We start from the raw sequence: 16,213 nt of genomic DNA on the forward strand, positions 1-16,213 counted from the left end.
ACATTTAAAGAAAATAAAAAGCCTTAGCTAAACCAATAACTAAGACTTTTCATATTACTTCATATTCTATTGTTTACTTAAGATTTCCTTTAATAACTCTAAAGCACTTTCATCTTCTTCACAGTTAGTACCAAGCTCACCTCTAAAAGCTTTTGCTAAAATTGATTTCTTTATTAACTCAATTTGTTCCTCTAATTGTGTAAGTTCTTCTATTTTGGATTCATCTTCTAAAATTTTTTTTAAAATATTTACTATCTCATTTTGCTCATCCAAAGGTGGTAATGGTATTACTAGAGTTTTTATTTCTCCTAAAAATAAATTAGCTTGGGCTGTAGATTTCGACTTGTCTATCATCTGTTTTTGTAAGTTTGGAGATCTTAATGCATATGATACATACTCTGGAGAAATTAAACCTTGTACAGGCCTTATCATCGCAGCGCTACGCACCATAACATAACTTTTATTTTTATCCACTAAGGCTACTCTCCCAATAGTTCCTGAGCATGAAATTAGTATATCTCCGATAGCTGGATCACATCTTTTAGAAATTCGTCTAAATTCGTTTTCTTGCACGTAATCAACATCTTTTAAGCAAATGTACCCATCCCTAATATTCCTAGCTGATAACAAATAGTATCCATTCTCACTCCTGATTGGTGTAGAGTGTTCTCCATCTGTAACTTTTATTGCGATATCATCAATCCTAACCCAACTCCATGTATCTTCAACAACGTAAGGTGCTTCATCACTAGTTAACTTTTGCAAAGGTTTTTGTCTTTTTATTATTTTTTCTTCAATGAGTTTTTCTTTCTCTTGCTCAATTTTCTTTATCAATATTTCTGATGACATTATCTCAGGATGTTCTAACCGCCACTTCTCTGTCAACTCACCTCTAAAAGCCTTCTTCAATATAGCAGCCTTTCTCTTTTCAAATCCATCTCTAGCTTCTTCAATTAATTCCTTAGCCTTATCTAACTTCTCAAAAAGACTTTCTATTCTATCAACAATTCTTTGTTGCTCTTTTAATGGTGAAATAGGCACTACTAAATCTGCAATCTTATGCAAGGCAAGCTTAGCTTGGGTAGTCGCTATTGAAGAATCTTGCATATCTCTTTGAAGCTTATCAGATGCTAATAGATAATATAAGTATTTATTACTTATAATTGCAATATCCGTTATTTTAGCTGCATTCTCAGTTAAGTTTGCTCCATCTAAACCTTCAGGTATTATTCCTACTTTACCTATACTTCCAGCAATTGATACATATACATCCTTTGAACTAATCGTATAATTCTTAATTTGATTATAACTTTCTTGATCTAGATATTTTAGTCCTGCTATATCAATTGTTCCTGAATCAAAATCAGCTACTCTTATATATGGATGATCTGTTTTAAAGTCTAACAATTGATTTCCTTTAGGTAATCTTTTACCACCTTTTACGTTTCCTATAAATTTTATCTTGCTCCACGTCCAATTTTCCGGTACTTCATAAGGAGCATCCTTCACAATAGCTTCTTCTAATTTTTCTTCCAATGTCATATTCTTTTTAGCCATTCTTTTGCTACCTCCTTACTTCTCTAGGCTTCTTAGTTCTTTAATAACGCTCATAAGTAAGTCAGTTGCCTCTTCTAACTTTTCTACTGCTTCTTCTGCACTTTCTATTGGGTCCGGTAGATCTTCATAGTCTAAAATTGAATCATCTTTTATAAGTCCTAAATCTAGGTTATCATTTTTGTCCTTTATTTGTTCTCTAGTGAACTTATTCCATCTTTCATCTTCTACTGCTTCCCTGTTTTCAGCAGTGTATGCCTTAATAAATTCATCAAACGTAGCTTCTTTTAATTGATTTCCTTTATTAAAGTTCTTCATATTAGTTCTTAAATCATAGAACCATACATCTTTTGTATTATCCTTATCTGTTGTACCTCTTGTGAAGAATAATACATTAGTCTTAACTCCTTGAGCATAGAAGATACCTGTTGGAAGTCTTAATATTGTGTGTAGGTTACACTTATCCATTAAGTCTTCCCTTATCTTTGTTCCGTCACCTTCTTGGAATAAAACATTATCTGGTAATACTACCGCTGCTCTTGCTTTTCCGTCTGGTTTTAAGCTTCTGTATATGTGTTGTAAGAAGTTTAATTGCTTATTTGATGTCATAAATGTTAAGTCATCTCTTGTAGCCCTTTCTCCACCTTTTTTAGTTCCAAAAGGAGGGTTAGAAAGCACTACATCTAGGTCTTTCATTTGTTTTCCTACATTAGTTAATGTATCTCCAAGTATTATATTTCCTTCTATATCATGAAGCATAGCGTTCATAAGTGCTAATCTATGTGTTTCATGAACTAATTCACATCCTGAAAATGCCTTAGTTCTTTGAAATTCCTGCAAGTCCGTATCTAATTCAAAATAATTATCTGTTTTTTCTTTTAAGTAATGATCTGCTGCTATCATAAATCCAAAGGTTCCTGCTGCTGGGTCATTACACTTTTCACCAGGCTTTGGATCAATAAGCTTTACCATAACATCAATTAATACTCTTGGAGTAAAGTATTGTCCTGCTCCTGATTTCTTTTCAGATGCATTCTTTTCTAATAATCCTTCATAAAGGTTACCAAGACCTTCTTCCTTAGCTGAGTACCAATCAAGTCCATCTATAGTTGTAATTATTTTTTCTAAGTTCTTTGGTTCTTCTATATTAGTTGAGGAACCTTGATATATTTGCTGCACTATCCCTGAAGTTTCTTCTCCTAAATGATTTAGCAAATCTTTATAAAATGTTTTAAGTTCAATTCCGCTCTTAGATTTTAAATCATCCCATCTATATCCTTGCGGCAGTTTATCTTCTGCTCCTGTTTCCTTTGCCATCTTTAAAAAAAGTATATAGGTTAATTCTGTTACATATTGATGATAAGTTATCCCATCATCTCTTAATACATTACAAAGGTTCCAAAGTTTACTCACTATTTCTTGTGTATTCATCTTTAGCCAATCTCCCTATCTTCAAACATATATGTTTTTAACTTTGTTATTATTTCTCCTAAGCTACCATTAAACAACTTTTCATTAAGTCTGTCAAATCCACCGCCTTGAGATTTAAAGCTTCCAGTGTTTAATGTTTCTTTATCTATTACTACTTCTTTTAACATAACCTTTTCTATTCTATTAATCCAGTTTTCTTGAGGCTTTGTTAAATAGTATTCCTTCTTTATTTTTGTTACTGCTCTTTTTACTCTTTCCTCATTGGATTCTAGGAGACTTCCTAAAGCTTGTTGTCTTATAAAGGCAATAATATCTGCTACTATTTCTTCATGTTTTAAATCTTTCCAAGCAGTTTTTAAATATTCCTCACTAAATCCATTATTATCAAGTATTGCTTTAAGCTGCTTTAAGCTTTCCTTTGTTAAATCCTGAGGCCTTGTGCAGACAACTTCTAAAGCTTGAATAGTATTCTTATTTTCCTCAATATAGTTTTTAAACTCATTAATATAATCTTCAGGCTTTTTACCTTTTCCATATCCTCTTGTATGTGATACTACTTTATCTTCTCTATCTGAAACAATTATAACCTCATCATTTGTATACTTTTCATCTAAGTATTCTATGAGTGTATTGCTTCTAATTATCTCCTTGACAGCAGTATCTGTATCAACTTCTTTAAGGGTCTTTATGAATTCTTCCGGAGTTTTATCATTACAAAGGCTTTTAAATATTAGTCTTTCATTTTCATCTATTAATTTCTTTTTTCTTTGAAGTTTTGCTATTACTTTTTTTACCGTTGCTTCTTTTTCCTCAATGCTATCTACTCTTTCTAATGTTTCCTTTAGTATTTTAAAGCTGGTATTTTGATTAGCTGCAACAGGCTTCATATTTGTCATATCTTTAAGTGCTTCGTATAAACGTACACAGTCGAATATTTCAAAGTGAGTTTTATTGATACTATCGCATAGTCTTGTTGCCCTACCTAACATTTGCTCATAAAGTATTCTTGATTTTACTCTTCTTAAAAAAACTATTTTATCAATTCTAGGCACATCAATTCCTGTGGATAATAAATCAACTGTAACAGCTACATTTGGATATTTCTCATTCTTAAATTTCTTTATAGCTAAATCTGCATCTTTGATGGCTCCTGTTATCTTAAGAATAGAATCATCATCTACCCCACCTATAGTTTCTCTAAAAATATCTTTTAATAGCCTAACTATCATATCAGCATGTGCATCACTTGCTGCAAATATTAAAGTCTTTCCTTCATCATTTTCTGGATCAATAAATTTTGCAACCTCTTCTAATGCAACTCTTGTATGTGCCTCAACAATTACTTTCTTATTAAATTGATCTATTTCAAAGTCAATATCATCATCTAATTCTGCTCCATTAATAAGTTCTCCAGTAAACTTATTATATTTTGCTACTTTATCCCCTTTATTATAGTGAACTCCATCGCGAGTGAGTTCAGTTTCTATAAGATGAGGTGGTTCATGGTCTACAAGATATCCATCAATAACCGCATCTCTATAACTATAATTATAAACTGGAGCACCAAATATCATTGTGGTATGAAGTGCTGGCGTAGCTGTAAGTGCAACTTTGAAAGCATCAAAATACTCAATTACTTTCTTATATTTACTTAAGAAATCTCTACTATCTCTCCAGTCAACTTCGCCTTCGCTCATTTCCTTATCTAAAGTGTATCCTCTATGAGCTTCATCAACTATTATACAATCATAATCACCAACAGAAGGTATATTGGTTTCATCTTCATTGTACATGATTCTTTTAACCATAGCTTGTACTGTAGCTATATGGATTTTAGTTTCCTTATCAATAAGTTTTTCATCAAGCCCATTAATGTTATAAATTTGGTTTAAAGTTTTTAAATCTTCTATCTTAACTTCTTTAAAGGTATCCAAGGCTTGATCCCCTAATGAAGTTCTATCAACTAAGAAAAGAATTCTTCTATATCTTTTTGTTTTAATTAATCTATAAATCAATCCTAAAACAGTTCTTGTTTTTCCTGTTCCTGTAGCCATAGTTATTAAAGCTGTTTCTTTTTCTTCTATGATAGCTTTTTCAACTGCCTTTATAGCATCCACCTGATAATATCTAAGTCCTATGCTGTTTTCATCTTGTAGAAATTCAAAACTTAGCTCATCTAAGCTTTTATTTGCATACTCTACATTTTCATTAAGCATAGCATCAAGCTTTTCTGGTGAATACCATCCCTGAAGTACCTTTGTATTATTCCTTGAATTTCTAGAATCTAAAAAATGCACACCACTTTTGTCCTCAATTTCTCTTATATACTTTCTGCCATTAGAAGCAAATAAGAATGGTACTTTATAATCATTCCACTTAGAAACAACATAAGATTCATGCTCTTCCTTTATCCCTTTGGCATAAACTTTAGATTCAATCATAGTACCAGCAACATCTTTAGAGTATTTTTTGGCTTCTATAAAGCCTACTAACCTTTCTCCAATAAATAAAGCGTAATCTACTGCTCCATTACCTTTTTCCTCTGAATATGTTGGCCATTCAGCAATAGCTAAATTTCTTCCCTTTTGAGGTCTTATCCCTTTTGAGTATCTAAGATTAATAGTATCAGATTCCCATCCTGCTCCTTGAAGCTGGGCATCTATTATCCTTCTCGTTTCTGCCTCACTTAACTCAATATTTCTACTAGCTTTTTTACCCTGCTCTTTACGCTTTTCTAATTCTTCCTTGTTTTTTTCTTGAGCCTTTAACGCGTTAAGTTCATCTTCTAAAGCTTTGTACTTTTCTTCATATTCTTTGGTTATATCATTAATATTTTCATCCTGATCGCTTTCTTTTGGCATTTCAAAAGCCTCAGGTTCAAAGCTCCAATCACCATAAGTTTGCATAAACCAAACTGCTAGCTTGAAGGTTAATTCCAATTGGATTTTTGCCATTTCAAGATCTTCATAGCCACTATGAGCTGCACTATTTCTCTTTATTCTTAACATATGAAGTATATTATCAATATCATCTGGAATTAAATCTTCCCTCTTTAATAACTTAATTCTATTGCTATGATTGTTATCATTGGCTAGGAAAGATTCATTAATCTCTTCCATAGAAAACATAAATTTAACTACAATTTCTCCAAACATACCACATTTAATGAATGTAGTATTTGAATCTATATAAAGATTTCTCTCCGCTAATCTACCTAAGTTTTCAAGTATAGGCCACTTTTCTTTTAAAAAAGTGAAATTACTCATCTTACGTCCCCCTTACAAATATCACCCTAATATAACATAGTTCTATTATAACGTATATCTGATATGCTTCCCATATGTTTTAGTGTTATAAAATTACAAGTAAATATATTTTGTTTTAAATGGATATAAAATTTAGTTTTTTAGTGTCAAACACTAACTATTTTATACAAATCAAATAAAGAAGATAAAATTATACTTATGCTCTTTTTATCAGAAGTTATTAATTCTCATGAAATAGTACTACTGAATTTGGTACTATTTATAAAATAGGTTTATCCTCTAGGAATTTAAATTAAAAAAGCATATTAGATTTCTCCAATATGTTCATTCTATAAATTATATTATCATAAACTTTTATGAATATTTCAACTATAAACAAACTGCTAATAATCCCATTCAATATTATCTAAATTATGCAAATATCTCATTCCTTTATTTTCATCTATGATTTTTATAAAATACGCAATCCCATATAAATACTCTTTAAAAATGGATTAAAGATATAGTAACTTAATGTTGCTGTCTTAATATTTTTTTATAATTAGTCCTAATGTACTGTTTATTCTTTAATATTAATTTCTCATAATTCTTTATAAGAAATAGATAAGAGATAAGATGTAACTGATGAAACCGTATAAAAACTTATTTAAGTTGTGCTATCTTTATTATGATAATTTTACCTTTACTTTTAATTAAAACTCATTATTTATTTTTATAAATGTACTAACATATAGGTAATATTTAATATAAAAATTAAATATAGGCGTAGCCTCTATTTTTCAAGAAAAAAGAGAGAAAGCGTCTTCAAAATCCTACGGATTTTCAGGCTTATCCCTTATCCCTTTCCCCTTAACCCCCTAGCCCTCGCTTAACCATGATTTATATATTCTAGTAACAAACTATCTTGTTAATAGAATATTTATATTTATTTCATTTAATAATTTAATATACTTACTTATTCAACTAATGTTAAATTTGAATGTTCAAATGTATTATTGTATAGTAAAAATATAAAATAATTAACTTAGATTAATGAGATAAAGCATCTTATGGAGAAAAAATATTAAAATTGCTATTCGAGAATAGAATATGTTAAAGAATATAAAATTTTATACATTTTATTAAGATTTAACTACGGTAAGAGTATAGCATATGTAATATTTCAATTATTTACCCAAATATGTTATTATTTAATTATAAATGTAACTTTATTCTTTATAAATATACAGATATATTCATTCTGACATACATCTAACAAACTTAACACTGTTTTATCAATGATAATTAAACACTACATGGAATACCTATTATATAAAAGAAAGGTTGTGTTAATTATAGCTAATGCAAGCGAAACTTGGGGTAAGATAGAGCTTTATATAATTTCTTTATGGTTACTCTTTGTATTTATAATTATTATAAAAATAGATATTCCATTCTACTTAGGCCCTAACTCATATTTTATAGGGCTAAAAGAACTAACAAAAAGAAATGTTCTACCTTTAATTTCATCTTTATTTTTATTTAGTGGTATAATTTTTTTTAGTCGTTTTAAATATAAGTTAGGTGGTAGTAAAAGAACACCTTTTGAAATAACAAAACTAGAAAATCTCAATCATGATCATCTTGCTTTTCTTACTACCTACATTATTCCACTAATAACCTTTAACTTTGATAGTCTAAGGTATACGATCGCCTTTTTCTTATTACTCATAATTATTGGAGCTATTTACGTTAAAACAAATATGTTTTATGCAAACCCATCATTAGCACTTTTAGGATTTCGTATCTATAAGGTAGATGGTACTTTTAGAACTGGTGATAGACAAGACATTATACTAATTTCAACAGAAAAGCTAGCACTAGGTATGAAAGTGAGTTATAAAAAACTAGATGAAAAAATTTATTATGTGAGGGTGAAAAATGACAAAAACTGAGTTAAAAGAAAAACTAGAGATTCTTCTAGAAAATGAAGAAACCTTGTTAGCAGAAGTTTATTTTATATTAAAACATAATGGAGATACTGATTTGAGATTAGTTGATATTGATGAAGAATCTCAGAATGAATTAACAATGCAATTTATAAATACAATTCGTCAAGATATTATTAATGATGATGAATTAGATGTCATCAGCATATCTAGCGCTGATGACAGAACAAAAGTTTTATATGAATATGACCTTGAAGAAATTCCACAAGAATTAACTGCCATGGATGAAATACTCAAGGACGAGGATTTACCTGAATTTTCTTTTAAATGTGATAAACTTGATGATATCCGTGGTATTCTTATCTTAATTGAAAATAAAGGACAATCTTTAGTTATTTATAAGCAACACTATCCTATCTTTCTATATAAGAAAGATAATACTTTTAACTTAAGAAGACTAGGGGACAGTAAAAGGTTTACTAGGCTTAATGATGATTTTATTAAGATAAATCCTTCCTTTGAATTTTTCAAATTTAATGGGACTTTATTTATAAAGAAATTAGAAACCCTAGAGAAATTTTTTGGTTTTCACAAAGTAATTCAACAAAAGGCAAAGTCATGTCTAAAACTTATTGAAGCCGCTGGAATTCTAGAAAACCCTGCAGAGTTAAATATAATGATTGATGATATTTCTTTTGCCCGTAAGCTCACAAAAGTTTCTATTTCATCACCAGTACTAGGGAAGGTTTCATCGAATACTATAGTAACTTTTAGTAATACTCATCCTGCCTTGAAGGGAAAATTCAAATATAATACTAAAGCAAATAAAATACTACTTGATACTAAAAGCTCAAAGAAACTATTTGTTAAACTTTTAAATGATGACTACCTATTATCTGAATTAACACAGCTATATTATGATAGTCTAGCAAAGGATAATATTAAAACTTTTTAGCTTAACTTGATAATAGGTCATAATAACTAGTATTATACTTAATATGAGAGCTTCAACATTTAGTAGGTTGTGTTATTTAATAAAAAAACATTTTTTAAGCACATCAAAAAACCTAGAAGCTTTAAAACTTCTAGGTTTTTTGGTGCGGCGGGGAGGATCCGAAACCCCGACCAACTGGGTCAACACCTACTAATCTTAGTATATATTAATATAGTCATAAACCCTCTTATTTAGCTAATTAAGCGTATATATTAAATTACCATTGATTAACTAATTCCATTGTATTGGTTGTAGTCGTGGTTGTAGTATAACTTTAATTTGCTCATTAATATATTGTGCATTTATCTTACTCTATTTCTAACTAATATGGAAAAATATTAACCTTTTTAACCTAATATACTACAAATGAAGTAATATCAACACTTTTAATGGGATGGAACTTTATTCTAAAACCTAACGTATGTTAATAAAAAACTTAACCTTCATGCGGCAACTAAGGCAAACAAATTTATCAGTATATCTTTCTTATTATCTCTGCACACTTACTTTCAAATTTGCTTAGAAAATTTTCTAACTTTCCATCTTCACCATATAAAAATATACTATATGCTACACTTTTTATAGATGCATTTAGAATAAATTTCTTATCTTTATGCCTAAACATACCAATATTCTTCTTGTTATTAGAAAAGTTTCTTAAATAAAATTTAGGGACATAATGCTGATCCTTTATAATACTCAATTTATGCTACCTCCATAATTTAGAAAACATATATTCTATTAATTGGATAAGACTAATTCTGTATAAAATACTGTATTCACTATTAACAAGATACTTATTAGGTTGATTTATAATTTATCTATCTCTATATCTCAAATAAAGTTCATATTTATTGAACGCATATTTTATAGCAAAGCTTAATGGTTCCTTCTTGGAAAACTTAGTGCATTTCTTATCTATATAATCTATAATTTCTTTTTCAGTTAGATTTACTTTTCCAATTTCTTCAATATCACTTATTGTATCATAAATTGCCTCTGCCTTTCCTTCAACATAATCATATACCCTACTATGACGATATTTTGATTTCAAATTCAACAATTTCAAATAATTTTCTACTAAACTTTCATTCGTATTTATTTCTATCTTACGTTTTATTATGTCATTATCAAATTTAAGCTTGTCCCCAATTTGTACATTATATGGCGAGTATATAGGCATATACACATCCGTACCTTTACCTTCTGACTTTTTATTACAAGCGGTACAAGATGGTATAAGATTATAAGCATTCATGGATAAAAACGGGAATTTTCTTTTAGGTAAAAAATGCTCTATTTCATTATTAGATATACTAATTGTTGTATCCATATCACAATATGGACATATCTCAATATTATTCTCTTTTTTAAAATTTATATGAAACGTTTTTCTATCATAAAACTTTTTTTCATATTTTTTTCTATCAATTAATAGCCAAATATTATGATAGTCAAAAAACATTTCATAAAAAAAATCTATAAATAAGAACTTGAATTCATCACTAATACTTTCTTCTTTAATATTATAATTTCCTCTATTTATCTCATTATTTTGAAACAAGAATATTTTATAGTTATCTTCCAATTCTTTTAATGAGTTTTTACTTATTATTTGTTCTATTAAATTGCCAAGGCTGACTTTTTTGGTTTTTCTCTTATTTAAATAGTTAATTAAAATTCTCGAGCTCCCACGCTTTATACTTATATCATTTTTTATATTTTCAGTGAATGATATACTTAAAGACTGACTTTTGTAATAAATTATCTCTTCAAATAATGGTTCTATTAACTTATATCTAAAATCATTTAAAATAGTTTTATTAATTTCATTTGTTATCTTCCACATTTTCATCACCAATCTCATTTAATCTTTTAAATACCTCATATTTAAAATAAGATTCACCTAAATTACTCATTATTTCTTCAAGTTCCTCTTTCGTTGCCATATCGATCATTGATAATATTTTTTTCTCTATATTATTTTTAGTATTGCTACTTTTAAATAATTTCCTATTTATTTCTCTTTCATTCGCAAGAAAAGTATTAAAATTAGGATGCTTTATATCTCCTTCTTCTAAAATTAAGATATTTTCAGGGAAGAGCATATTAATAAAAGCATGGTTATGAGTGCTTATTAAAAAATGCACTCTATATTCGTTAAATAGAAGATTTATTACTGTAATTAATTGCTTTACCCATGAGTAATTGAGGTGGATTTCTGGTTCTTCCAATATTATTAATGAACCATCTTGCATTGTTGATAATAAATAAAATAACCTACATAGAAATATCTTTTCACCTGTACTCATTTTATAAAGAGATAGTATCTCATTATCTTTTTCAATAAAAAATTCATTAATAAAAATTTTTTTCTTTGAAACAAGCCTATACAATAAACTTACATTGAAAAAACTTCCTTCAATGAATTTCTTAAAATTAAGCTTCTCATTATACGAAAAACTTATATCACTTTCATCATCTATTATAATTGTATTATCACAATAATCACTCCAAAAGTTTTCACTCATAACATAATCTATAAAATCATATTCATTATGGAAACTCGTATTTCTTAAGAATTCTTCCCAATTATTAAACCCTTCTTCTTCATAAAACTCTTCAAAAATTTCATATTTTTCATTTTCATTAAAATCAAAATTTCTATATACATACAAATATTCTAAAAACTTAAATCCTAAAGAAATAAAAAAATTTTTCAAATCATCATTTTTATAAAAATATTTTATAAAAAATTCTATTATACCTTTAGATATATCCATACCAAAGCCTGTACTTGTATAAAGTTTATCAATAGACTTAACTTTCAACAACTTATGCCCTATATAATTCCAATTATAATCATTGGGATAATCAACATCAAAATATGACACTATAATATTTGTAGGTAGTTTATTTTGAATATCATCATAAGTTATAGTTCTTTCACTCTTTTCTCCTATGTAAGTTTTTGTTTTTCCATCGAACTCTAACAGTAACTTCTTTCTTCCATTAATAGAGAAAAATATTTCTTGCTCTATTTTCTCAATAATTATATCTTCACATTGTTCTTTTTCAGTAGAATATATTATTTTAAAATCACTTGGTATTCTATTATGAAATCTTTGCAAATTTTTAAACACATGAGTTATAAAACTTAAAATTGTAGTTTTTCCAGCACCATTTTCACCAACAAATACTGTTAAATTTATATTTTCATATATTCTATCCATCAATTTATTATTTTTTCTATCATTATAATCATAGAACTTTATTTCTATATCTTTAAACTTTTTATAATTCTTAACATATAAATATTTTAATATCAATTGTGCCTCCTATAAATAATATTTTTCTGTCTGCATAAATCATAAGGAAATTATACCATATTTCTACAATTAAAGTTATTTTTATTATTTTACTTAATATAAATATTGAGCTTTTAACATAATAAAAAGAAGAGGTGATTTAAGCCTCTTCATGTAATTTAATATATTTGTATAATGTATTCCTAACAATACCCAACATCTTAGCGAATGCTGAAGCAGACATATCGCCATAAGCGCCCTCTTTAAACTTCTTGTACCCTCTAATAAAGTCCTTGGGTAATTCAGCTTTTGATCTTCCTAATTGCTTTCCCTTTGCTCTAGCGACTGCCACCCCTTGATTAAATACGTTCAATCGTCTTTTCACGTTCCTGTTGGGCCATGTGGGCCTTTAGAGTGAAAATATATCAGCTATCATATTTTATATGCTGCTATCTTGGATTTTCTCCCATTCATTTAGATATGGAGTATCTAACGCAATAACTCTAATACCGCCAGCCTTTAACTTCTTAAATTCAATGATTACGTCGTCAGCACTTCTGCCAAGTCCATCAATATCAGTAATGATTAATATATCATCTTGTCTAAGTTTAGATTTTAAGTTATTATATTGTGTCCTATGATCTGCTTGAATATTTCCAGATATTCTTTCCTCGATCAATTCATGAAACTTAAAATTATTAACTGTTGCGTATTGCTCCAATGTTATTCTTTGACGGTCTGTAGTTTGTTTTTCCTTTTGTGTACTTATTCTCGTATATCCAAATATCATATACATACTTAGGATTAAATATGTCCGCTATTTCTTCTGCATGTTTTAGCAGTGTAGAAAATACCACGATTTTCTTATTTTTAACGTATTCTAAATAAGTATCTACTATTAAATTATTTCTATCTGGCACATAAAGCTTGCTTTCTAAATCACTTGAATTATACTTAATTCCATTTATCCTAACACTCTGCAAATCCACATTGGTTTTAACTCTAATGCATCTTATAGGCACAAGTTCTCCAAGCTCCACAGCTGTTTTTAAATCCAATTTATGGGCTACATTTTTAAATAATTCTAATATACTTTCCCCATCAGCTCTTTCAGGAGTTGCAGTCAGTCCTAACGTAAATTCAGGCTTAAAATAACTAAGTAACTTTTTATAAGTTTCCGCTGCTCCATGATGTGCTTCATCAATTATTATGTATTTAAAATCCTCAGGACTAAAATCCTTTAAGTTTGCATTCATGCTTTGAATCGTTGCACATAATATAAAGGCATCCTTTTCCTTTCTATCACCTTTAAACACTCCACAGCTTTTGTCATTCCACAAACTCTTAAATGTATTTTCCGCTTGATTTATAAGTTCATCGGTGTGAGCTATAAAAAAAGTTCTTTTATTAACCCCCTTGGCATCCTCCACTGCAGTAACAGTTTTACCCGTACCCGTTGCATGATAAAGTAAGGCTATGGATTCTCCATTTTCTCTCATAGCCTTTAAATTATCTAAAGCTTGTTTTTGATGTTCTTTAAGTTCTAAAATCTTACCCTTTTGTTTAGGAAGAAAGTCTTCTATTTCTTTAAAAGTAGGAAGCTCTCCTAAGAAAGTTAAAAGCTGATCTTTAACCCTTTCCTTATGATCTTTAAGCTGCCCATATGTCCATCTATAAACCTTCCAATTTTCATATATTAAGCTATTTTGCTTAAGTAAATCATCATAGTACTTTTCATTGGAAACCTTGTTTGGATTGTGATAGGTTTCCCCATCTATTTCAACTGCTACCTTTTTTCCATCACATAGCAGTGCAAAATCTATAAATCTGTTTTTACCGTATATATCTACAAAGGGATGCTGAATTACTATACTGTTTGCCTTTTCAGGCCCAAAGGTTTCACAAAACACTTCTATAAATAAATCCTCAGCAGCGCTTCCAAGCTTAATGTAATCCTCTTTAATTGCCATATATATCACCCTTTTCCGAAGGTCATTTTTATAACTATTTTAACATTTTTGGATATTGTTAACAATGGACGGTTAACAACTATTCATGTGGGTTTGTGATGAAAGTTAGAAACCGCCCTTAGTCGGACTATTATGTTAATACTATGCTGTTGCACCTTATCTTATTATATAATTATTTGGTTTTATATTTTGATTAATGGAATTAGCTTTCTTTATATAATATTAATAGTGAGAAGTTATATTAGATTTTCTTGATCCCAGTACCCGATACCACATCTTGATAAATAAAATAGTTTTACTAATAACTATGGTTACCTAAATATCAGACACTATAGTCAATAGATATAACTAGCAACACGTAGAAATACAACTAACTATTTTCTGTTGATTACTTCTATTAATCCTTCCTCTGCACTTCTAGTAGGTTTATAATTCTCGACTGAAAACTTCTTTTTTTCATGTATAATCAAATCTTCAATGCTCTTTTGAAAACATAATTTTTGCTGTATTTCAAGTTGCTTAATAAAGTCATGTCTAATATCATCAAAAATTGATAAATCGAACTGTTCTAAAAATGACTTATTAGTAGCAAGAATATCATTGAGTATAATTTTCTGCTTTTCTAAAGAAACTCTATTCCAAACAGATGGTGTTATAAACCAATGATCAGTTCCATGAATCATAAATGATTCTATCATGTTCAATATACTAATATTATTTTGAGTATAATACTTCCAATATGGCTCTAGTATTGCTATATCTTCTTTTAATCCTACAATTACTATTGATGTCGAATTCTCCGATGGAATAACATTTAATATACAATAAACTACTCTTCTAATTCCTTTTTCTTCAACACCTACACTGGCATATCCACATAGAGCTAAAGGTAATCGTACATTGATTGATATGCCGTTTGTATAAATATTATTAGTTTGATTTTTTTCAAAAATCAAACTGAACAAACAATTTTGGTATTTCTTTAATACTTTTAAATTTTCTTCGATCTGTTTAATTTTCTTGTTTTGTGTAAAAATAAAATTATCCTCGTATGTGAGCTTAACAGATTTCATTTTTTTATTAAATGAACTTTCATTATTAATAAAATCTAAAGCTTCTATATCACGAATCAACATATACCTACTTAATCTATACCTTTCTGCATCTAATTCATCTGTATTAAAAACAATTTATCTACAAATAGTTCTATATGACTGAAGTTGACCATGATATATTGTCGAAATTTTTCCAGTAATTTCAAACTCTTCGAACCGTTTTTCATGATCTGAACAGTAGCCCGGAAAGGTTGATGCATCTTTAATCCCCACCCTATCCATATGCATTTCAACCTTATCGCCCGTTTCTTTAAATAATGGTTGTAGAAGATGATTTTCTTCAGAAATTAATTTTAAAGATTTGGATTTCTGAATAGAATGCGACTTTTTTATACTTTCTTTGCTACAACCATTAATAATACATTTTCTTTTTTCTTTAAATCTCTTTTCTCTACGCTTAATAACTTCAAAATTAAGCACTCTAACAGTTTGTTTATCTACAAGCTCATGATTTCTTGCTTTTTCTTCTAGAACATCAAATATTGGATCAAATTCTCTTACATATCGTTTATTCATTTTATCTTTCTTTCCTTTTACATTTGTTATTTTGCTAGATGTTTCTCTAATAGTTCGTTAATAGGTCACAAATTTCCTTTATTACCTTCCATTATACCATGTTGTTTTTCCCAAAAAAACTTGAATAACAT

At 28.7% G+C, this 16,213-nt stretch carries 11 protein-coding genes and 1 pseudogene; 2 read left to right on the plus strand and 10 right to left on the minus strand.

What is annotated here, in order from left to right:
* Window positions 1-66: 66 nt before the first annotated feature.
* The 3 genes from BSD9I1_RS06515 to hsdR are packed head-to-tail and all read right to left on the minus strand — an operon-like array spanning window position 67 to window position 6,251.
* Window positions 67-1,557 carry a restriction endonuclease subunit S gene (locus tag BSD9I1_RS06515; RefSeq protein WP_186429655.1) on the minus strand — a complete coding sequence of 497 codons (1,491 nt, stop codon included), beginning with the start codon at window positions 1,555-1,557 and terminating at the stop codon, window positions 67-69.
* A gap of 15 nt (window positions 1,558-1,572) precedes the next feature.
* The gene (locus BSD9I1_RS06520) at window positions 1,573-2,985 is read right to left on the minus strand and encodes an N-6 DNA methylase (protein ID WP_186429656.1); all 1,413 of its coding nucleotides are present in this window, start codon (window positions 2,983-2,985) and stop codon (window positions 1,573-1,575) included.
* A gap of 2 nt (window positions 2,986-2,987) precedes the next feature.
* Entirely contained in the window at window positions 2,988-6,251 is a 3,264-nt protein-coding gene (gene hsdR / locus BSD9I1_RS06525; RefSeq protein ID WP_186429657.1) for a type I restriction-modification system endonuclease, read from the minus strand.
* A gap of 1,325 nt (window positions 6,252-7,576) precedes the next feature.
* Here hsdR and kwaA point away from each other — a divergent pair.
* A complete protein-coding gene (gene kwaA / locus BSD9I1_RS06530) occupies window positions 7,577-8,185 on the plus strand; it encodes an anti-phage protein KwaA (protein WP_207653886.1) in 609 nt (202 codons plus the stop codon).
* On the plus strand, window positions 8,172-9,134 hold the full coding sequence (kwaB, locus tag BSD9I1_RS06535) for an anti-phage protein KwaB (protein WP_186429659.1): 963 nt from the start codon (window positions 8,172-8,174) through the stop codon (window positions 9,132-9,134). The genes kwaA and kwaB overlap by 14 nt, the downstream gene beginning before the upstream one ends.
* Before the next feature lie 511 nt (window positions 9,135-9,645).
* Here kwaB and BSD9I1_RS06540 read toward each other — a convergent pair.
* From BSD9I1_RS06540 to BSD9I1_RS06570, 7 genes and pseudogenes are all read right to left on the minus strand, one after another.
* Complete coding sequence (locus tag BSD9I1_RS06540; RefSeq protein WP_186429660.1) at window positions 9,646-9,876, minus strand: DUF4238 domain-containing protein; 231 nt, start codon at window positions 9,874-9,876, stop codon at window positions 9,646-9,648.
* Between the two features lie 114 nt (window positions 9,877-9,990).
* Window positions 9,991-11,022: an HNH endonuclease gene (locus BSD9I1_RS06545; RefSeq protein WP_186429661.1), complete on the minus strand. Its 1,032-nt coding sequence runs from the start codon at window positions 11,020-11,022 to the stop codon at window positions 9,991-9,993.
* Window positions 11,003-12,502, minus strand: coding sequence for an AAA family ATPase (locus BSD9I1_RS06550; RefSeq protein ID WP_186429662.1), 1,500 nt, complete (start codon window positions 12,500-12,502; stop codon window positions 11,003-11,005). The genes BSD9I1_RS06545 and BSD9I1_RS06550 overlap by 20 nt, the downstream gene beginning before the upstream one ends.
* Window positions 12,503-12,641: 139 nt before the next feature.
* Window positions 12,642-13,271: pseudogene (locus BSD9I1_RS06555) on the minus strand (recombinase family protein).
* Complete coding sequence (locus BSD9I1_RS06560; protein ID WP_186429663.1) at window positions 13,180-14,451, minus strand: DEAD/DEAH box helicase family protein; 1,272 nt, start codon at window positions 14,449-14,451, stop codon at window positions 13,180-13,182. Before BSD9I1_RS06560 ends, BSD9I1_RS06555 begins: the two are co-directional and overlap by 92 nt.
* A gap of 374 nt (window positions 14,452-14,825) precedes the next feature.
* On the minus strand, window positions 14,826-15,584 hold the full coding sequence (locus BSD9I1_RS06565; protein WP_186429664.1) for a hypothetical protein: 759 nt from the start codon (window positions 15,582-15,584) through the stop codon (window positions 14,826-14,828).
* Window positions 15,585-15,641: 57 nt separating this feature from the next.
* Window positions 15,642-16,082, minus strand: coding sequence for a hypothetical protein (locus tag BSD9I1_RS06570; RefSeq protein WP_186429665.1), 441 nt, complete (start codon window positions 16,080-16,082; stop codon window positions 15,642-15,644).
* Between the last annotated feature and the right edge of the window lie 131 nt (window positions 16,083-16,213).

This window comes from Clostridium sp. BSD9I1 (genome assembly GCF_900185645.1).
Lineage (GTDB): Bacteria > Bacillota > Clostridia > Clostridiales > Clostridiaceae > Clostridium_AK.

What these genes read in the sequence shown, in the direction of transcription:
- BSD9I1_RS06515 (WP_186429655.1), bottom strand. Translation starts at nt 1,557, where the DNA reads ATGGCTAAAAAGAATATGACATTGGAAGAAAAATTAGAAGAAGCTATT.
- BSD9I1_RS06520 (WP_186429656.1), bottom strand. Translation starts at nt 2,985, where the DNA reads ATGAATACACAAGAAATAGTGAGTAAACTTTGGAACCTTTGTAATGTA.
- hsdR (WP_186429657.1), bottom strand. Translation starts at nt 6,251, where the DNA reads ATGAGTAATTTCACTTTTTTAAAAGAAAAGTGGCCTATACTTGAAAAC.
- kwaB (WP_186429659.1), top strand. Translation starts at nt 8,172, where the DNA reads ATGACAAAAACTGAGTTAAAAGAAAAACTAGAGATTCTTCTAGAAAAT.
- BSD9I1_RS06545 (WP_186429661.1), bottom strand. Translation starts at nt 11,022, where the DNA reads ATGTGGAAGATAACAAATGAAATTAATAAAACTATTTTAAATGATTTT.
- BSD9I1_RS06560 (WP_186429663.1), bottom strand. Translation starts at nt 14,451, where the DNA reads ATGGCAATTAAAGAGGATTACATTAAGCTTGGAAGCGCTGCTGAGGAT.
- BSD9I1_RS06570 (WP_186429665.1), bottom strand. Translation starts at nt 16,082, where the DNA reads ATGAATAAACGATATGTAAGAGAATTTGATCCAATATTTGATGTTCTA.